Genomic DNA, 19,860 nt, shown 5'->3' with positions numbered 1-19,860 from the left:
GCGGATGCCGGACCGGACTGTTCCAGCGGGGGCAGGGCACCCGATAACCCGTCCTCGGCGAGGGAGGGAGCCCATGAGCACAGCGCAGGCCGGAAGAGGCCGGACCATCACCACCGACATACCCGCCCGGCTGGACCGTCTGCCCTGGTCCCGCTGGCACTGGACCATCGTGATCGGCCTGGGAACCGTGTGGATCCTGGACGGTCTGGAGGTCACGGTCGTCGGCAACATCGCCAGCCGCCTGTCGGAGCCGGGCAGCGGCCTGTCGATCAGCTCCGGGCAGGTCACCGGCACCGCGGCCGCGCTGTACGTGGCGGGCGCCTGCGTGGGAGCGCTGTTCTGGGGCCGGCTGACCGACCGGTTCGGCCGGAAGAACCTCTTCATGATCACCCTGGCCGTCTACCTCGCCGCGACGGCCCTGACGGCCGTCTCCTGGGAGGCCTGGTGGTTCTTCCTGTTCCGCTTCCTGACCGGCTTCGGCATCGGCGGTGAGTACGCGGCGATCAACTCCGCCATCGACGAGCTGATCCCGGCGAACTACCGCGGCCGGGTCGACCTGATCATCAACGGCAGCTTCTGGCTGGGCGCGGTCGGCGGCTCCCTGCTGTCGATCGTCGCGCTCGACACCGACCTGCTGGCCGCCGACGTCGGCTGGCGGCTGACCTTCGCGCTGGGCACCGTCCTCGCCCTGGTCATCCTGCTCGTACGACGGCACGTCCCGGAGAGTCCGCGCTGGCTGCTGATCCACGGCCGGGACCGCGAGGCGGACGAGATCGTCACCGGCATCGAACGCCGGGTGGAGGCCGAGAAGGGCGAACGGCTCCCCAGGCCCGAGGGCGAGCTGGAGATCCACCAGCGCAAGAACGTGACCTTCCTGGAGATCGCCCGCACCGTCTTCGGCCAGTACCGCAAGCGGGCCGTCCTCGGGTTCTCCCTCTTCATCGGCCAGGCGTTCCTGTACAACGCGATCACCTTCGGCTTCGGCGCGATCCTGACGAAGTTCTACGACATCCCCGCCGACCGCACCGGCTACTACTTCGCGGTGATCGCGATCGGCAACTTCTGCGGCCCGCTGCTGCTCGGCCGGTTCTTCGACACGGTCGGCCGCCGGGTGATGATCTCCTCGACGTACATCCTGTCCGGCCTGCTGCTGTTCGGCACGGCGTGGCTGTTCGACCGGGGCTCGCTGAGCGCGGCCACCCTGACCGCCTGCTGGTGCGCGGTGCTGTTCTTCGCCTCCGCGGGCGCCTCCAGTGCCTACCTCACGGTGTCGGAGATCTTCCCGATGGAGACGCGGGCGATGTCCATCGCCTTCTTCTACGCCCTCGGCACCGCGGCCGGCGGCATCAGCGGCCCGCTGCTCTTCGCCGACCTCACCAGCACCGGACGGGTCGGCGACACCGTCCTCGCCTTCTCGATCGGCGCGGGGCTCATGTGCGCGGCCGGCCTGGTCGCGGCGGCCCTGGCGGTACGGGCCGAACGCCGCTCCCTGGAGGACGTCGCCCGCCCGCTGACCGCGGTCGCCGGCCGGGCGAAGACGGCGGTGTAGCACGCCCGGCCGCCCCGGGGCCTCTCGGGCACCCACGGCAGGGCCGTGGGTGCCCGGCGGTGCCGCCGGCGGCGGGCAGGCCCTGACGGTCCTCGACCTGCTAGGCGCCCGTCGCGGAGCCCGGCCGGACGATCATCAGGACCGTCACGGTGGCCCACAGCAGGTTGAACAGCCCCGTGAACGCGGCGAGCCGCGCAATCGGCCCGGCCCGGTCCGCGCTCCCCTCCAGGAGCGCGGACTGGGCCGGCAGCACGAGCGCGCCCAGCACGACCGCGGCCAGGACCGTCAGCCCTATCGACACGATCAGCCAGGCACTGCCGAGCACGCCCAGCTGACGGGCGGTGGCGAACCCGAAGACCGGGACGACGACGCCGACGAGGGCGTACACCCGGCAGATCCGGTGCAGCAGGCGGAGAGCGGCGGTGCCGGTGGTGGCGTCGGGGGTGCCCAGGGCGCGGCGCGCGGTGGGCGGGAACATGCTGGCGGCGACGGCGACGGGCCCGACGGCGAGGATCGCGGCGAGGACGTGCACGGCGAGGAGGAACTTGGTCACGGGGTGACCGTAGAGGCGGCGGGGATCTTGTAGGAGTGGCGAAAATGCCGACTGCCGACGGATTCTCGCCGGCCCGCGCCACCGGGGCCCGTGCACGGCGGCACCGCTGCCGCACGGTGGGCGGGAAACCGTCGTACGGCTAGATTCCCGCCATGCACACCGTGGCCGTACTGGCGCTGGACGGCGTCATCCCGTTCGATCTGTCCGCCCCCGTCGACACCTTCGGCCGGGCACGGCTGCCCGACGGCCGGACACCGTACCGGGTGCGGGTGTGCTCGGTGCGGGAGGAGGTGAGCGCCGGCGCCTTCACCGTGCGGGCGCCCTACGGCCTGGACGCGCTCGCGGAGGCCGACACGATCATCCTGCCGGGCGTCGCGGAACCCCCGGAGGCACTGCCGCCGGCCGTCGCCGGGACCCTGCGCGCGGCGGCGGCGCACGGCACCCGTATCGCGTCAATCTGCGTGGGCGCGTTCCTGTTCGCGGCGACGGGCCTGCTGGACGGCGCGCGCGCGACGACCCACTGGTCGGCGGCCGGACGCCTGGCCGAGCGGTACCCGGAGGTGACCGTCGACCCGGACGTCCTCTACGTCGACAACGGCCAGTTCCTCACCTCCGCGGGCGCCGCCGCGGCCCTCGACATGTGTCTGCACATGATCCGCCGGGACTTCGGCTCGGCGGTCGCCGCGCACGCCGCCCGGATGTCGGTGATGCCGCTGGAACGGGAGGGCGGCCAGGCCCAGTTCATCGTCCACGACCTGCCCCCGGCCCCGGCCGGCGCGACCCTGGAACCCCTGCTGGTCTGGCTGGAGGACCACTGCGGCCGCGATCTCACACTGGGGGAGATCGCGGCGCGGGCGGGCATGAGCACCCGCACCCTCAACCGCCGCTTCCGCGAACAGACGGGCACGACACCGCTGCGATGGGTGCACCGGGCGCGGGTACGGCGGGCCCAGTACCTGCTGGAGACGACGGACCACCCGGTGGAACGCATCGCCACCCAGACGGGCTTCGGCTCCCCCACCACCTTCCGCGAAGGCTTCCGCCGCGTGACGGGAGCGAGCCCCCAGGGATACCGGCGGGCGTTCCGGACGGGGAAGCGCTGAGAAGGAGCCGTAGGGACGGACCCGGACCGGCGTGATCCGGACGAGAGGGCCTAGGCCTCGCGGTCGGCGACGATCCACGAGGTGAGGGCGACGGCGCCGGCGACACCGAGGACGGACGGCCAGGCGCCGACCTTCTTGGCGAGCGGGTGGGAGCCGGCGAACGCGGCGACGTACGCGGCGGTCAGCGCACCCGCGGCCGTCCCGCCCGCCTGCCGCCGCCACTGCCGCGCGGCGGCGGCACCCGCGACGGCCAGGACCAGCCCGCCCAGCTGCCGCTTCTTCGTCCAGCGGGCGACGCCGTAGCCGCCGACGAGCCCGGTCGCGGCGACGACCGCGCTGGGAACCCTGGCCATGAGTGCCTCCTCCTGTGCCCCTGCTGCTGCCCCGAGGTCTGCGCCGAGGCTAACGCGCACACGACCCGGCGAACCGAACCTGAGTCGAGGCTTGTCAAGTTTCCGGCGGGGGGTTATATAAGAAGGCGTAGGGCATCGCACCCAGTTCCCGAAGAGAGGAGTGACCCGTGATGCTCATGCGTACCGACCCGTTCCGCGAATTCGACCGCCTCGCGCAGCAGGTCCTCGGGGCGAACACCCGCCCGGCCGCGATGCCGATGGACGCCTACCGGTCCGGCGACGACTTCCTCGTCCACTTCGACCTGCCCGGCATCGACCCCGAGACGATCGAACTCGACGTCGAACGCAACGTCCTCAACGTCCGCGCCGAACGCCGTGGCGCCGCACCCGAGGGCGCCGAGATGCTGGTCGCCGAACGGCCCACGGGCACGTTCACCCGCCAGCTGTTCCTGGGCGAGACCCTCGACACCGAGCGCATCGACGCCTCGTACGACGCCGGGGTCCTGACACTGCGCATCCCGGTGGCCGAGAAGGCCAAGCCGCGCCGCATCCAGATCAGCGGCGGAGGAAGCGGCCAGAAGCAGCTCAGCGGCTGACGAGGGTCCGACGAGGCCCGGACGACCGCCGCCGGCCACACCCCACGCGTCCCGCGGCCCGAGCAGGGCCCCGGGACGCGCCCCTGCCCACCGCGGCACGAGAGGCCGCGCCGCACGCCGCGGCCATGCCGGCCCCTGCGCCGCGCGCCCGTACGCCACACCCACTCGTGAACCACCACGGCCCGCAAGTCGAAGCCACCCCATGGCACACATCACGCCACATGCCTCACATTGGGCGAACTCCCGCTCATGCCCGTCGCGTTACGGGGTACCGGGCTTGCGGTGCCCCGAAGCGTTCCGGAGGAGGAGCCAGCACGATGACCGTGACAACCCCGCAGCCGAGAACCACCATCCCCACCCCGTCCCTGCGTCCCCGTCTCAAGGACGCGACCGCGGACGCCGGCTGGCGGGAGCTGACCGAGGCGGTGCGTGAGGCGGGCCAGTACCCGACGAGGGCGGATGCGGAACACGTCACCCGTACCGTCCTGTCGGCCCTGGGCGGCCACGTCACCGGCGAGGAACGAGTGGCCCTGGCGCAGGCCCTCCCCCTGGAGGCGGGCCGGCTGATCGCCTCCCAGGTTCCCGCGACCGACCCCCTGACGGCCCGTGAGTTCGTCGAGTCGGTGGCGACCCGCATCGAGGGCTCGACCCCCGCGACGGCCCGCTGGGACGTCAGCACGGTCCTGAGCGTCCTCTCGGACCACATCGGCGAACCCCTGACCACCCGCGTCCTGTCCCAGCTCCCCCCGGGCTACGCCCTCCTCTTCGGCCGAGCGGACCTGGCGGCAGCAGCCTGAACCCGACAAGGGCGCCGCACGCACACGCGGCGCCCTGTGGTGCCGGTCAGCCGGCGCTCATGCCACGCCGGCCGGCTCCACGCTCGTCGCACAGCGAGTCGACCCTCCGTGAGGCCCCGGAGGAGGCCTGCCCGTTCGGACTCCAGGGCGGTCCGGCGGGGACCGGCGCGGAGCGTCGGCCACCGCCCCGGTCCTCATCCCCCCGCCGGATCGATGTCAGTGATCCACTATGTGCGCGAAGAAACCCAGGTGCGGGTGGTCGGGCGTGCCGACGAGCAACGCGCGGTCGAGCAGGATGTTGTTGTGCTCGCAGCTGGTCTCCGGGAGCATCACACAGGTGTGGCAGGCGGCCAGGTTCGTCCCACCGGTGCCCGACACCTCGGTCTCCATGCAGAGCGGGTCGGAGGAGCACCACTCGGCGCGGTGGACCGCCGAACGGAGCGTGCGATCGAGGGACTCCGGTTCGCCCTGCGCGACGAGACCGCCGAGACTGCCCGCGGAGTCACTCGTCGCCGTGTAGACGAGCGCCCCGGCCATGTCGTCGGCGGCGTACAGACGCTCCCGGAGGGCCGCGGCCGGGTAGCCCGCCTCCAGACTCCACTCGTTGATGAGGACGTGGGCCAGGGTGTGCAGCAGCACCATGCGAGGGGTGGCCGGAGAGAGGACGACCCGGCTCGGGTCGCCGGCCCGCTGCTCCAGCACCCGTTGGTGGACGGTGCGCATCCGCTCGATCCGTGCCGCAACCGCCGGGGCTTTCTCCCAGGCGCCGAGTCGGTCCTCGTCCAGACGGAGGAACACCCCCTCACCCCGCACCTCCATGGCCGGAAGCCAGCGCAGGGGGGAGTCGGAGAGCGGCATCTCCTTCGCTTCGGTCGTGGACTCGGGGTCGGCGAGTCGGGTGAACGCCTTCAGAGCGCGTACCTCACGGAGTTTCTTGACCAGCATCGGGCCGGTGACGCCGAGCGGATCGAGCACGCTCTGATCGCCCCGGGGGGTCTCACAGACGAACTGCTCGTCGCGGGAATGCTCCCGCTCGTCGTTGCCGGAGCGCAGACGCTCGTACTCCTTGTTGCGCAGGGCGCGGTAGCGATGGTCGAAGGTGGCGGGAGAGTTGTCGTCGGGGTCCTCCTCACGCTCTGCGTCGAGCAGCGCCATCACCTCGTCCAGCGGTACAGGGCACCCCCCCCTGAAAGCACCTCTGAGATAGATCTCGACGTGTTCGCGGCTGTCGTACCGGCGGAGTGCATCCCAGTGTTCGGCGAGCGGATCGGCGCGGCCGTCGCTCCACGGAGGAATGGAGAGCGCCGACTTCAGCACCGGCTGCCACACCGTCGAGGAGCCTCGCTGCAACGTGCGCAGGGGGAGCCCGCACTCCTCGGCGGAGGCGGCCGCGCCGAGCCACGGCCGGGCTCCTCGACAGGTGAGGCCCAGGTCCTTGAGTGCGTTCCGGCGGAAGGACCCTTCCATCGAGACCTCGGGAGCCTGCCCACAGGTGCACGAGACGAGGATCGAGCGGAGCGAGGACGTACGTCCGGACGAGCGCAGCCTGAGCTTCCCCCCACACTGCCCGGACGTCCTGACATCGCGGTCGGTGGAGCGGTGCACCCACTCCCGGTACGGAAACTCGCCGAGGTGTCCCGCCTCGCAGGCGACGACGAAACGAGAGGGAACGAGGTCGACCCCGCACTCGCCGCAGACGCTTCGCCCGGCGGGTGGGTTGAAGTCGCGGTGTCGCTGGAGTTCGTTGCACTCGGGGCAGGAGTGCATCACAGGGAAGCGTCGGACCCGCAGGCCGTCCTTGCTGTTGTCGTCGGACGCGGGCGGCAGCCGGAAGCAGTCGACCCCGAGCAGTCGGGCCAGACGCCGTTCGTGGATCCGCGGGGCCTCGTCGCCACCCCAGCTCACATCGGCCTCGTCCAGACCCGAGACGATGAAGGACTCGTGGTCGACGGCGATGAGCGATCCGACGCCGTACGTGGTGATCGCCTGGGCGCGGCGGACCGCTCCGCGCCGCGGAAGATTGTGGGCGGGGACGGCGCCGTTCGCGCCGGTCCGGCGACGACGGGCGGGGGGCGGGGTCATCGGGTTCCCTCCATGAACAAGGCGGACTCGGCGTCGACGTCGCGCAGGCTCCACAGGGTGGACCAGGCCTCGGCGTCCTCGGACTCGTCGTCGTACGCCTTCAGAAGTGAGGGGGCGCGATTGCCGCGGCGGGGCTCGAAGAGCAGGCCGCTGTGGATGTCGGCCTCCTTGCACCACCACTTCACGAACTCGTCGAAGCCTTGGGACACGGCGTCGGTCTCCTCCGGGGTGACCTCGCGGACGCGGTCCAGGAGCACGGACTTGATGCGACCCCGGAGCAGGTGCTCGTAGGACTCGACCTTGCCGGCCCCCTCGTTGGGGCGGGCGGCCGGGATCATGATGCGGGCGAGGGCGACGATCACCGCATGCAGGCCCCGTTCGCGGGCGCGGGCCGAGAACGGGGTGACGGAGGTGGACTCGACCTCGCGGTAGAGGGCCGAGTGGAAGTGCTGGAAGCTCTCGTAGTGGGAGCGGTCACGGGACCGTGCCGAGTTCAGCATGACCGCGACCAGGCCGGGGTGCGCGCGGCCGACCCGGCTGGTGGCCTGGATGTACTCGGCGGTCGTCTGCGGCTGCCCCATCACGGCCATGAGACCGAGGCGGTCGACGTCCACACCCACCGCGATCATGTTGGTGGCCAGCAGGACATCCACGGCATCCTCGTCGGGCAGTCTCTTCTCGATGCCCTTGAGGCGGGTGGGGATCTCACTGGCGTCGACGCGGCTCGTCAGCTCCGAGTAGTTGGCGACCGACCGGACTGCCACCCCTTCACGTTCGGCGAGCAGTTCCAGGTAGGCCACGACGTCGTCGTGCACCTGGAGTTCCGCCGCGGAGAGCAGCCGAAGGCTGTTGAAGTACCCGACCAGACTCCAGTACGCGTCACGCACCTCGTCCTCGGTCTCCGCGTGCTTGGCCCGGTGCAGCAACGTCGCGTATGTGCGGATCAGCAGGGTCGACTGGCTGGTGCCGGGGGCCAGGAGGCCGACATAACGACGGCTCGCCTTTTCCTCGCGCGGCGTCTCCACGGCGAACCACGAGTCGCGGGCGTCCAGGCCGGCGGGTGGGAACTGCCTCACTTCGCGGGCGAAGAGGTGGCGACCCTGGTCGGCCGCGCGACGGATGGTCGCCGTGGAGGCGATCACCTTGGGTCGGCCGGCGAGCGCGTCCACGGCGGTCTCGTAGAGGCCGGTGAGCGTTCCCAGGGGCCCTGAGATCAGGTGGAGCTCGTCCTGGACGATCAGCTCCGGGGGATGGGTGCCGTCGTCCGGGTCGTCGAGGTTGAAGAGCGCGGAGGTCGCCGGACGCCACGGCATGGACGCGAACTTGTCGACGGTGGCGATCACCAGTGTCGGACGGGCGTCGTACACCGCCTCGTCGATCAGGTGAACGGGCAGGCCGTCGGTGAAGTCGCAGTCCGTGCCGGGGCAGCGGACGTGCATCCGTTCGGCCTGCTCGTCGACCTCGTAGTCCCGGGCGTCGAGGCGGGTGCCGCACCAGGGGCAGGCGTGCAACTGGACGGGGTTCTCGGTGGCGAGGCGCTTGCCGAGATTCAGGCGCAGCTCGTCGAGCTTCCGGCCGGCCTCGGCCAGCGTGTTGGGGGTGGCCGAACGTCCCACCCACATACCGATGGAGAACTCCTCACGTCCCAACTCGGGCATGCGGCGCCGCATGTGCTCCATCGCACAGAGCAGGATCGCCGCGCGCTCGAACTGCTGAAGGGTGAGCAGCCGCAGCGTGTAGCGCATGAGGACGGTGACGCCGCCGCCGTCCGCCCCCTTGCGGAGGCGACGCAGGAACGACGTCAGAGCGATCAGCCCGAGGTAGGCCTCCGTCTTGCCGCCACCGGTCGGGAACCACAGCAGATCGGAGACCCGCCGGTCATGGTGTTCGGGGTCGTCGATGCCGGCCAGACAGAGCAGCACGAACGCGATCTGGAAGGGGCGCCAGCGACCGGCGGCCGGATCGGGGGCGCCCACGCGTCCGCTCTTCACCCAGACGCTGCGGGCGCGCTGGTCGGCCATGGCTCGATTGGCGAGCCGGAACGCCTTCATCAGAACGGGCTTCGTCCGCAGCAGCTCGATGCCCTCCCTGATCCGGTGGAGTGCCTCGCGGCAGGCCTTCACCTGGTCCCGTGCGGGCTTCTCGTGGGTGCCGCCCACCAGGGCCGCCGCCTCGGCAGCCTTGCGGGCGATCCAGCGCTCGTAGCCCGTGGCGAGCTCCTCCAGAGCGGTCAGCACCTCGGTGTCGGACTTCTCCGCAAGCCCCAGCATGGACAGGGCCGAGCTGTCGATCTCCGGGTTGGAGTCGGTGAGCAGCACTTCCACGGTGGGCACGAACTCGCTGCGCACCTCGGCCACGGCGGCCCGGACGGCGTCGGTCATGCCGATCGGCGGCGGGGTCCAGTCCCATTCGGCGGCACATCCGTGACCGACCGCGAAGGTAGGGGCGTGGCGGTGCAGCAGCCGGCTCGTGGCGATCTCCGGGTCGTGGGCCGCGGCCGGCGCGGGACGCTCGACGAACGCGGTGGAGCCGTCGGCGGCCCGCACCTTCAGCCCGCACTGGAACAGGGAGAAGGCATCCTGGAGATCCCTTTCGCCGACCTTCTGGGTGTTGATCAGGGTGACCGTGATCGTGACCGTTCCGGTGGTCGGGTCGGGGCGCCGGACGCTGACGTGCAACGCGGCTTCCGCGGTGAGTTCGACGGGTCCGTCCGGAGCGGGCTCGGTCACGTCGACGGACCGGTCCGGGAGGACGAGTTGCCTGCGCCGCCACCGCTCCCGCTGGTCGGCGGTTGTACGGGCCTCGGCGCGGCGGGCCGGGATCGGGTTGCCGTCGACATCGGTGGGCTCGTAGACGGCCGCGCGCGCCGAGACCACGATCGAGTCGCTTATGGCCGGGTCGACCGCGAAGGTGAGACCCATCGAGGAGGGACGCCGGTCTCCCGCGGCGACCACCTCCTGCGCGGCGCCGGACTCCTCGACATCGTCACGGGTGAGCAGCGGGGCGACGTCCAGACCGTCCTGTTCGGCGGCGTCCTCGTCCTTCCGTGTCCTCGCCGCCGCGTTCGCGGCACGCGGGTAGAGCACGCCGGTCAGGTAGCGGTCGATCGGTGCGTCCCGGGTGAGGACCTCGTCGCGATCGTCCGGCTCGGCGTCCTCGGCGGGACCGAGGAGTTCACGGCGGAGCCCCAGAAGGAGTTCCTCGTCCCGGACCCGGTAGTGCTCGGCATGTCGGCCTGTCACCTGCGTCATGCGCGCTGCTCCTCGTGGTTTTCGGCTCTCCGGTACCGGCCGATGCCGGTGATCCGCGGGGCGATCCAGGCTCCTCGCTCACCGAGTCCGGCGTTGGCGCCGGCGGCGGTGCTGCCCGTCACGGTCTCCAGGGTGTCGATCCGCAGGTCGTGGATCTCGTCGGGCCACCAGGGATCCCAGGTGCGGTTCACCTTCTGCACCTGGAACAGCTCCTCGCGGAAGCGCCGCGACGCCTCGCCGATCTCCCGCCCGTCGTGCAGCAGGGCGTACGGCGGGCTCTGCGCCTCGCCCATCGGCACGTCGTGCCGCTTGCGCCACAGCACCTCATGGCCGGGACGCACCTGTTCCAGGAGATACGCCTGGGTGGCGACGGCGTCCGTCCCGCAGCCGGGCGGGGTGTCCCGACACACGTCCCCCGCCTCGGCGACGATCCCGTATCTGTCGTAGGACCGCCACGACCCGAGGTAACGGCGGCCGTCGCGTCGGCCTCCCGCCTTCCGGAGGTGCGGCAGCTCGGGAGGGGACACGTGGTACAGGTCCTTGCGGGCGCGCGTCATCGCCACGTACAGGGCGCGTGCCTCGGCGGGGAGATCCAGCTCATCCTCGTACCGTCTGTGCAGGTCGGCGACGGTCGGTGGGGTCAGGACGATCACCCGGTCGAATTCCAGGCCCTTGGCCCGGTGCACGGTCGAGACGACGATCGGGGCGGTCTCCGGGTCGGCCGCCTCGTCGGGGAACCTGCCGTCGGCGACCGCCCGGCGCAGCCGGTCCAGGTCGAGCACGCCGCGCCCGGCGCCCCGCGCGACCCGACGCAGCACCGTCCACAGGGCACCGGTGTTCGGTTCGTACGGCAGAGGGATCCCCGCGAGGAGGGAACGGAACCGGTCCTCGGCGAGGCCGGTCGCCTCCGTGCTGCGCAGCAGCTCGGCCACCCAGTACGGCACCGGGCGCTCTTCGAGCGGGCGCCGCAGTCGGTGTTCGACGCCGTGCTCGTGCAGCAGGCCGGAGACCACGAGCGCCTCCCGGTTGTCACGGGTGAGGACGGCGCACGTGTCGGTGAGGGCCCGCAGACCGTCCAGGGTGAACTCGTCACCGAGATCGCCCATGCCGTTCGCCGGGTCCAGCAGGAGGTCGCGCAGTTCGTCGTAGAGCGTTGCCGCCTCGTCCGGATCGCCGAGCTGCTGGAGGCGGGGGCCGTGTGCCAGCGCGACGCGGGCCTCGGCCGTGCCGGCACGGAAATTGCGGGTGAGACGCAGCTCCACCAGGTCGTCGGGGTAGGAGTGGCGCAGCCAGTCGAAGAACCGGCCGGTCTCGTCGGCGCGTTCGCGCAGGTCCTCGATCTGGAAGCCGTAGACGGACTGGGCGGCGTCTCCGACGACGGTGAAGCCGCAACTGTCCTGGTACCGGTCGAGGAGCGTCTCCACCAGTTCGCGGCGTCCGCCCAGCAGGTCCTGCACCTCGTCGATCACGACATGCGCGGGCGGGACGGCGTCTCCGACCTCCAGTGCACCCTTCTCTATCGCACGGGTAGCGGCGACGATCCGCTCGTCGAAGCCGACCGCCTCCCATCGGCCGTCCGGATGTGCCTGGACGAGCACCTCGTAGGCCCACGCGTCGAACGTCCGGGCGCGCACCCGCCGGGCTCGTTCCCCGTGTCGGGAGATTCGTTCGCGCAGTTCCCGGGCGGCGGCCCGGGAGAAGGTGAGCACCAGGATGTCGGCGGCCTCCAGCGCCTCCTCCGGACTCTCGTGGCCGCACAGCGCGTCGAGTCGACGCACCAGGGTGTGCGTCTTGCCCGCCCCGGCTCCGGCGGTGACCAGGACGCGCGCGTCCCAGGGCTGCTCGACCACGGCCCGCTGCTCCTCGGTGAGCGGCGGACTGTCCAGATAGACGTCGGTCACTTGGGGCTCCAGAGGTGCTCGAACTGGGTGAAGGCCAGCCGGGTGTCGAAGTTGGCGATGTTGTCGCTGACGTTGAGGATCAGGCAGGTGGGCTCTCCGCCGTTCTTCGGACCGCGCAGACCCCGACCGATCATCTGTTGGTAGACGTTGGTGCTGTAGACCGGGCGGGCCACCACCACGACACGCGTGGCGGGAGCATCGAACCCCTGTGTCAGGACGCCGTAGTTGGTGAGGACGCGGAGGCGTCCCGCCCGGAAGTCCTCGACCCGTCGTCGTCGGTCCTGCGCACTGGTGGTCGAGTCCACGGCGGCGGCCGGGACGCCCCGGTCGTTCAGCAGCGCGGCCAGGTAGTTGGCATGATCGACGGAAGTGGCGAAGAGCAGGGTAGGCCAGTCCTCCGGAAGACCGACCACCTCGTCGACGATGCGACGGCTCCGCGCGTGGTCCTCCGCCAGCCGCTGTTCGGCGGAGCGCGAGAGCGTGGCCATGCGCTCGGCCTGCGCCTTCTCGTCGCGGGTCAACTCGATGCTGCCACCCTCCAGGGTGCGATGTTCCACCTGCGCCAACATCCCCAATTCCTGCAGGTCCCGGTACGGGTCACCGGACGGGAAGACCCCCTCGTCGAGGCGTCGGCCACCGAAACGGTTGACCAGACGACGGGTCTCCTCCTCGTTGGTGTTGCGGAACGGGGTGGCGGTCAGACCGAGCAGATGCCGGCGGGTCTCGTACTGAGTCAGCCCCAGCTTCCCCAGGATGTCGGTGTACCGCGGGGAGATCGCGGTGTGGGCCTCGTCCACGATCACCAGTGAGGCACCCCGCAACCACTCGTACTGCTCGGTGTCCAGGCATCGCTCCAACTTGGCGTCCGTGGCGACGACCAGGTGCGGGTGTCCCAGCACGTTCCCGACCTCGTTGCCGCCCCAGAGTCGGCCGATGGTGAGAGGTCGCTCCGCTCCCACCTTGCTCCACACGAACTTCCAGCTCTGGAATGCCTGTTCGCACAGTTCCTCGGTCTGCGCGATCCACAACAAGGGGCCGCGCAGGTCACCCACCCGCTTCACCCAGCGGATCACGGCCTCCGCGGTGACGCGTGTCTTGCCGGCGCCGGTGGGCAGCGACAACATGGCGCGCTGAGGGGCCAGCCGGTCGAGCAACGTGGTGATGTTGCGGACCAGGTCCTCCTGATAGTCGTGGAGTCGGGGGAAGTCCCGCGGGCCGTCGATCGTCTCGGAGGCGGGTGGTGACGGCGTCCGGGACCCGGCGAAGGTCACCGGCAACCCGAGACTGGACACGAACGCGACGGCGGCGGACGAACCTCCGTACCCGACGGGCGCGTTGGGGAATTTGGCCTGGATGTCCCGGGCGTGGTGGTGAAGCACCCTGTCACCGCGCGAGTTGAAGGCCATCTGCGCGATCCGCTGCCCGGACGGCTCCGTGCCGCCGGTCGCCTCCAGCTCCGCGTCCATCAGGCCTTCGGGCAGACCGGACCGCAGAGCCTCCGCGCCGACCAGCAGCTCGATCTTGGTGACCACGTCGTCCGCGTCGCGTACGGCCTTCAGGGCCGCCTTGGTCCTGCTGTCCCGCACCATCCGCTCCTGGTGCTCCAGGACCGCTCTGCAACCGGCCGCGCCCAGCCCGAGTTGCAGCTCGCGATCGATCAGGCGGAGCATCGGCTCGGGCTCCAGGGGGACCAGGACCTTGATCGTGGTGTCCTGGCGCACCGCGTCCAGGGGGCGGGTTCTGGCGGCGTTCGGCGTTCGGGTCACTTCCTCGAGTTCTTTGCACGGCTGCACCATGGTGTTCCGGTTGCCGCTGTTCAGCCGCAGCCGCAGGGCGGGGTACAGCTCGACGAGAGGGACCGGGTCACCGTCCGGGACCTCGCGGGTCTCCCGGGTGATGGTGTCGGTGTACCGCTTCATGCGCCACTTCTCGACCATCGACTCGGCGTCCTCGGCGGTCGCCACGAGCAGGGTCGGCACCTGTTCGGCGCGCAGTGCCCGGTACTCTGTCGGGCCCACCGCGACGGTGATCTCCTCGTCGGGGCGGGTGTCCCACGTGTCGCCGATCCGGCAGCGGGTCAGCGAGTCCTCGGGAAAGGCCGCGCCGAACCGGGTGAGCATCACGTAGGTGTTGCCGACGAAGGCGTCGTCCTCGCTCCGGGACACCTCCGTGAGGAGGGTCTCCCAATGGTCGGCGGGGACGTCGTCGATCGTGGTGGGCAGGCGGAGCTTGCGCGCCTTCTCGGGAGAGATGTCGGCGACCGGCAGCACGTCGCGGTGGGCGCCCAGCTGAGGGCCGACTGCTTCGTCGAGCGACTTCATCCCCTGGGAGGTGAGGACGGTGCCGTACTTCTTGAGCATCCAGCGGATCGGCGACATCACGGCCTGTCGGGTGCTCGACTGCGCACCGATCTGACGCGTCCAGTTGTCCACCACGGCATCGTCCGGCAGCGCCTTCAGGAACGCCGCACGGGACTCCTCCGAGAGGGACCGGAAGAGGTGCAGCGGGCCACCGATCGCGGAACCCTCCACCTTCATGCGGTTGAGGGACGGGCGGGGAGCACGCTGGTCCAGGCCTCGCAGGTAGGACGCGTGGACGGCTTCCCGGTACTCCTCGAACCAGGCCTCACCCTCCGGACGCATCGAGCCCGACGGCAGCTCCCGCAAGCCGATCTCGCGGAAGAAGGCGAGGTCGTCGGAGTGGAATGCCGTGTCGACGGCGATGCTCGGATCGCGTCCCGCGTCGACCACGGCACCCGGCAGCATGCAGTCGCGCACGGGGCGGAACCTCCCGTCAGCCGTCCGCACGCGGAGGGTCTCGCGGGCGTTCGGAACCTGTCGGAGCACGACGTGGGTCAATCGGCGTCCGCCGGCCTGACGGAAAAGGTCCCAGAAACGCTCCCATTCGGCGCTTCCGTAGTCGTCGAAGCCCTGGTCGAGCACGCTGATGAACCGACCTTCGACATCCGCCTCACGGATACCGAGGAGGTTGAGGGCGGCGGCGAGGTCCGAATCCCGTCCGATCTCCCCCACCACGTACACGAGGGACTCGCGAAGTCCGTCCTCGTCCGCACGGCGGAAGACCTGACCGGGAACAGGGGGGACGAGGCCGTGCTCCTCGGTCAGTACGATGTTCGCCTTACGGGCCTCCTGTGCCGACGGCGACCCGTCCTCGACCATGTCGGCCAGGATGCGGATCGCCGTCGCCGACGCCTCGGCGGTGCCGCACTCGACCAGTGCCTCCAGCCATGCGCGCACGTCCGCCCGCTTGTGCCCGGCCGCAGTGAGAATGTGCTCGACCTTGCCCGAGCGCAACGGGTCGGCATCGGCGTTCGGGTGGAGCCAGTTCGACGGTCGACCGGGGCACTCGTGCCACATCCGCAGCCAACCGGTGTGCCGTTCCTTGTCCAGACGCGGAGGGACGCGCAAGTCGGCCGGGACACGCAGAACGCCCTCCTGATCGGGGAGCGACGGGCGGACGGCCGCCCGCTCCCAGATCTCCCGGGTCAGGAACTCGTCGGCCCAGCTGATCGCCTCCTTCACACGGCCGGGCAGGAGCGGGAGATATGCGGCGGGGTCCTCGGCCGGAGCCAGGCGAGGCAGGGAGTCGATCACCAACGCCGCGGAGACTCTGATCATCTCCACGTTGAAGGCGGACGAGTCGAGCAGGTTCTGTCGGTCCTCGTTGGTCTTCCAGGCACCGTTGAGGATGCCGCTCAAGGACATCTCGTACTTGGTCGGGAAGAAGGACCAGAAGCGTCCGCGCCCTCGGGACTGCGGGCTCACGTGGAGCCCGCTCCTGCCGTCCTTCTCCAGGGCGGGCACCGCCCAGGCGAGATCCAGGGTGAGGCGGTCGTGCAGTTCGCCGGCGTCGTCCCTGGCCGCCGGACCGGGTTCGTGCGTGACGGAGAAGACCCGCCAGCGGGCGCTGACGGTCGTCCTGCCCGTCGTCCCCGCCCGTTCCTCCGTCACCGTGTGCAGGTCCCCGGTCTGCTCGGTGGTCAGCACGCGGCGGACGGCGGCACGGGGCCGACGGTCCTCGAGGACGACCTTCGCCACGTGCGGGGAGAGCAGTTGGAAACCGAGCGGGAACTCCTCGCGGCCCGCCCCGGCGGCCGTCCGCCCGCCGTGCATGTCCAGGGCCAGCCTGCCGGCGGCCCCGGTGAGCAACGGCAGACGGACGACGGTCGTGGCCCAGCTCAGAAGGCCGTCGAGGACCCGGTCCTGAGCGCGTTCGGCGTCCGCGTCGAGGGGGCGCGCCATGCGCAGTACCGGGGCCTCGAATCGCTCGCCCAGATGCTCCTGCACACCGGGCACCGCTCGTATCGTTTCGAACGCCCATTCGCGGTCGAAGCCGAAGGAACCGGAGCTGCTGAAGAACTGCGGGGCGTCGGTGACGACCAGAACGGATTTCACGCCCACGCCGAAACGGCCGATCTGGCCGCCCCGCTTACGGGACATGCTCATTCTCAGAATGGTCTCCGCGCCCTCGGGTGTCACCGGGTCGCCTTCGTTCGCACAGTAGAGATGCGTGTCGGTGAGGACGACGTGGACGGACCCCCCGGGCTTCGCCGCGATCTCGTCAGCGGCGTTCTGCACCAGTTCGAAGAGTTGCCGATCGCCGTAACCACCCTGGGTGATGCGGCGCTCGCCGTTGGCGTGTTCCGGGACGAGGCCCGGGTCGACCTCATAGGTCTTCAGAACCCGAGAGGATTGTTCGAGCACGGTGCGGACGACCGGCGGTGGGAAGGCGGACATGACTTCTTCACGGCTCCTGCGATGAGTGGCGTGCAAAGCAGCCGACAGAGTCGGACGTGGGCCGATGAAGACCCGTTCGACCTGCGGCGATGAAGTGAGGGAGTCGTCGCGAGGTCAACTGGTCCCGGGGCCGGTACGACCGGAGCAATGGCCGAAGAGCTCGACGAACTCCTCGATCGTCGTACCGAACGAGTCGAGGATCTGCTTCCGTTCCGCCTCGGAATCGGCCGTAAGGAGCTGCAACCACACCGAATTGATTTCACGCAGCGAATGAGGGAGGAAGATGTGCAGGGACTCCGGGTCGTCGGGAGGGTCTTCCATGGAAATGTCGCGTCCTCCGGTCCTTGTCAAGGATCCCCCGTACTGGAAAGCGCGTTCGGGGCTGGGCAAGCGCGAGAGGGCACAACTCACCTGTTCCACGGAGGAGTTCTCCGAGTGAGGCGGACACTTCCGCTGATGAAGACCTTAGACCGCTCCACCCGGTTCGCGCCATCCCCAATTCGCCTTCGGCTCGACGGACTTGAGGGCTCCGATTCGCGATTGAGTTCGCGTTCGCGATCAACGAATTGACTGCCAAGTCGCCTGCTCCACGACCCGGCTCCCCTTCGGCCGGTGCGAGAAGTTGACATCTTGGACAGATCGGACAGTGAGTCATCGATGCGGCCTCGATCTGGGCTGTGTCAAGCGACAGTTGACCGATGTGTCATCGTCAAATTAGCCTGTCCATGATCCTGGCCACAACGACATACGGCGAAGAGCGGGAGGCCACATGGAGGCCGGTGAGGACTTCGGGCCCTGGTTGGCCCGTCAGCTCAAGATCGCGGGCATGACGCAGGCCGAGCTGGCGGACGAACTGGGACTGACCCGGGCCGCGGTCTCGGCGTGGATCACCGGTCGCTCGGTCCCGCGTCCGGCCGTCATGGGAGAGATCGCGAAAGCACTCGGCACGGACCTCGGTACGGTGCACACCCGTACCACCGACACCCAGGCCGGTCTCCCCGTCACCTGGTACCACCGGCCCGGGTACCAGGACGGTGGGCGCGACGGCGGCAACGCCGCGGCCTTCGCGTTCGACGCGGACGTCCAGGTGCTCGCCCGGGAGACCTGCCAGAACAGTCTCGACGAGCGACTCGTGCAGAACGGGCGTCCGGTCCGCGTGCGGTACACGATCCACGAGCTCACCGGTGAGGCATTGGACGCGTTCCGTGCCGCCATCCTCTGGGACGAACTCCAGCCCCACTACCTGGCGGTCTCCCGGTCGGCCGCCGATCAGAAGGTCGGACGCGTCGTGGACGCCGGTGTGCGCGACATGTTCGAGAAGAGCCGCCTGATCCTTCTGCGGATCGACGACTACAACGCCTCCGGTCTCACCGGTGACGACTACGGCGACGGCAAGTTCGCGGCCGTCGTCCGCCGGCAGTTGGAGAGTCTCAAGTCCGGGCGCGGTGCGGGCGGTTCCTACGGACTCGGCAAGGCAACCCTCTGGGCGACCAGCGCGCTCGGCATGGTGCTGATCAACTCCACGCTGTCCGTCCCGCACGAGGGACGCACCGAGCGCCGTGTCATCGGACGACTCGAACTGCCGTGGCGTTCCGTCGACGGCAACCAGTACGCGGGCCCCGCCTGGCTGGGCCGTCCCGACCCCGAGACACCCGGCGCGGAGGTGGTCCGCTCGTGGTGGGCGGACGAGGAGACGGTCGAGCGTCTTCACCTCACCCGTGACAACGACGAACCCGGCACGTCCTTCCTCGTCGTCGGCGCCCATGACGTGGCGAGCCTCGACCAGAGCAAACCGGACTCCGCCGCCGACGAGGACGAGAACGGGACCGACGACGACGGGACCCGAGACATCCGCGTCATGCACCGACGCCTGGTCGAGGCGCTGGGCAGGGACTTCTGGGCGGCCATGACCGGAGGCGGCAGCAGGCTCCCGTTGTTGGAGACCTCGGTCCGCACCCTGCGCAACGGCGAGGTCGTCATCGAGGAGGAGAAGGTCGACCCCACCGACAGACAGCCCTCACGTACCAGGGCGCTGCGCGCCTTCTACGAAGGGACGACCGTGGATCGGCTCACCGAGGCCGGTCAGGTGGCGCTCCGTACCGTTCCGCTGCGGTTGCCCCTGTCCGGGGGACTTCGTGGCACGCTCGGAACGCACCAGGGAGTGCTGCTGGTCACGGAGGCGGAGGACCGGGACGGCGTACCGAACCAGGTCCACTCGCTGCGCGGCAACCGGATGACCATCAAGAAGTCCGGCGTCACGGGGCTGCCGCTGGGCGTCAACTCCTTCCAGGCGGTGCTTCTGTTGGGGAAGGCGGCCGGTGAGTCCGCGCCCTTCGCCGAAGAGGCCGAAGACTTCCTGCGTGCCGCCGAACCGCCCGAGCACGACCGCTGGGGCCAGACCGAGGAACTGACCCTCCGGTGGTCGCACACGGCGCACCACCGCATCTCCAGGTTGACCACCGAGGTCAACGCGGCGGTGAAGGGCCTGGTCGTCAGGTCCCGGAGCGCCGGGTCGCACGAGAGTGCCAAGCTTCGCAAGAAGCTCACCGTCCCGCCCAAGGGCACCGCACGCAAGCGCGCCGCCGGGCCGGTTCTGCCGGAGCTGGACGGACTGGAAGCCGAGATCGGCGCCGGTGGGGAGTGGCGGATCACCGCCGAGGTGAAACTGCCGCGTGCAGAGGAACTGCCCGCGATGACACCGGTGGTCCTCCTCGACGTCCGGTCGGGCAGCCGACCCCGGCTCGACTGGGCGGAACTCGTCGCGGTGGAGGGCTGTGAGGTGGAGGGTGGCGTGCTCCGTTTCACGCCGCACGCTCGTCGAGCCGTCTTTCGGGGCTCCACCGACGCCACGAGCCACCCGGTTCGGACCGAACTGACGCGGCTCGTTCTCGAACTCCGTGCCGGTACAGGGGAGTGAG

12 protein-coding genes are annotated in these 19,860 nt (G+C 70.3%); 5 read left to right on the top strand and 7 right to left on the bottom strand.

Annotated features, from left to right (window positions below; genetic code table 11):
- Window positions 1–73 precede the first annotated feature (73 nt).
- Window positions 74–1,549, top strand: a complete 1,476-nt coding sequence (locus ACF1BE_RS16700) for an MFS transporter (protein WP_392199763.1) — start codon at window positions 74–76, stop codon at window positions 1,547–1,549.
- 100 nt (window positions 1,550–1,649) lie between these two features.
- Here ACF1BE_RS16700 and ACF1BE_RS16695 read toward each other — a convergent pair whose 3' ends face one another.
- Window positions 1,650–2,102 (bottom strand): hypothetical protein, encoded by a 453-nt coding sequence (locus tag ACF1BE_RS16695; RefSeq protein ID WP_392199762.1) that lies wholly within the window; start codon window positions 2,100–2,102, stop codon window positions 1,650–1,652.
- A 152-nt stretch (window positions 2,103–2,254) separates the two neighbouring features.
- On the opposite strand from ACF1BE_RS16695, the gene ACF1BE_RS16690 reads away from it, so the two are divergent.
- On the top strand, window positions 2,255–3,205 hold the full coding sequence (locus ACF1BE_RS16690; RefSeq protein ID WP_392199761.1) for a GlxA family transcriptional regulator: 951 nt from the start codon (window positions 2,255–2,257) through the stop codon (window positions 3,203–3,205).
- Window positions 3,206–3,255: 50 nt separating this feature from the next.
- On the opposite strand, the gene ACF1BE_RS16685 is transcribed toward ACF1BE_RS16690, so the two are convergent.
- Window positions 3,256–3,558 carry a hypothetical protein gene (locus ACF1BE_RS16685; protein ID WP_392199760.1) on the bottom strand — a complete coding sequence of 101 codons (303 nt, stop codon included), beginning with the start codon at window positions 3,556–3,558 and terminating at the stop codon, window positions 3,256–3,258.
- 170 nt (window positions 3,559–3,728) lie between these two features.
- On the opposite strand from ACF1BE_RS16685, the gene ACF1BE_RS16680 reads away from it, so the two are divergent.
- Window positions 3,729–4,154, top strand: a complete 426-nt coding sequence (locus tag ACF1BE_RS16680) for an Hsp20/alpha crystallin family protein (RefSeq protein WP_392199759.1) — start codon at window positions 3,729–3,731, stop codon at window positions 4,152–4,154.
- Between the two features lie 317 nt (window positions 4,155–4,471).
- Complete coding sequence (locus ACF1BE_RS16675) at window positions 4,472–4,951, top strand: DUF2267 domain-containing protein (protein WP_392199758.1); 480 nt, start codon at window positions 4,472–4,474, stop codon at window positions 4,949–4,951.
- Between the two features lie 216 nt (window positions 4,952–5,167).
- Here the strand turns inward: ACF1BE_RS16675 and drmB are convergent, their stop codons facing one another.
- From drmB to ACF1BE_RS16650, 5 genes are all read right to left on the bottom strand, one after another.
- Window positions 5,168–7,033, bottom strand: a complete 1,866-nt coding sequence (gene drmB, locus ACF1BE_RS16670; RefSeq protein WP_392199757.1) for a DrmB family protein — start codon at window positions 7,031–7,033, stop codon at window positions 5,168–5,170.
- Complete coding sequence (locus tag ACF1BE_RS16665) at window positions 7,030–10,284, bottom strand: helicase-related protein (protein WP_392199756.1); 3,255 nt, start codon at window positions 10,282–10,284, stop codon at window positions 7,030–7,032. The genes drmB and ACF1BE_RS16665 overlap by 4 nt, the downstream gene beginning before the upstream one ends.
- Window positions 10,281–12,185 carry a UvrD-helicase domain-containing protein gene (locus ACF1BE_RS16660; RefSeq protein ID WP_392199755.1) on the bottom strand — a complete coding sequence of 635 codons (1,905 nt, stop codon included), beginning with the start codon at window positions 12,183–12,185 and terminating at the stop codon, window positions 10,281–10,283. The genes ACF1BE_RS16665 and ACF1BE_RS16660 overlap by 4 nt, the downstream gene beginning before the upstream one ends.
- The gene (locus ACF1BE_RS16655) at window positions 12,182–16,942 is read right to left on the bottom strand and encodes a DEAD/DEAH box helicase (protein ID WP_392199754.1); all 4,761 of its coding nucleotides are present in this window, start codon (window positions 16,940–16,942) and stop codon (window positions 12,182–12,184) included. The genes ACF1BE_RS16660 and ACF1BE_RS16655 overlap by 4 nt, the downstream gene beginning before the upstream one ends.
- Window positions 16,943–17,056: 114 nt before the next feature.
- Window positions 17,057–17,263 carry a hypothetical protein gene (locus tag ACF1BE_RS16650; RefSeq protein ID WP_392199753.1) on the bottom strand — a complete coding sequence of 69 codons (207 nt, stop codon included), beginning with the start codon at window positions 17,261–17,263 and terminating at the stop codon, window positions 17,057–17,059.
- A gap of 448 nt (window positions 17,264–17,711) precedes the next feature.
- Here ACF1BE_RS16650 and ACF1BE_RS16645 point away from each other — a divergent pair, with 448 nt between their 5' ends.
- A complete protein-coding gene (locus ACF1BE_RS16645) occupies window positions 17,712–19,859 on the top strand; it encodes a helix-turn-helix transcriptional regulator (protein ID WP_392199752.1) in 2,148 nt (715 codons plus the stop codon).
- Window position 19,860: the final 1 nt, after the last annotated feature.

This window comes from Streptomyces sp. NPDC014991, assembly GCF_043080665.1.
Classification (GTDB): domain Bacteria; phylum Actinomycetota; class Actinomycetes; order Streptomycetales; family Streptomycetaceae; genus Streptomyces.
Note: the sequence above shows the minus strand (reverse complement) of the source record. Positions and strands in the feature narration are given on the sequence as shown.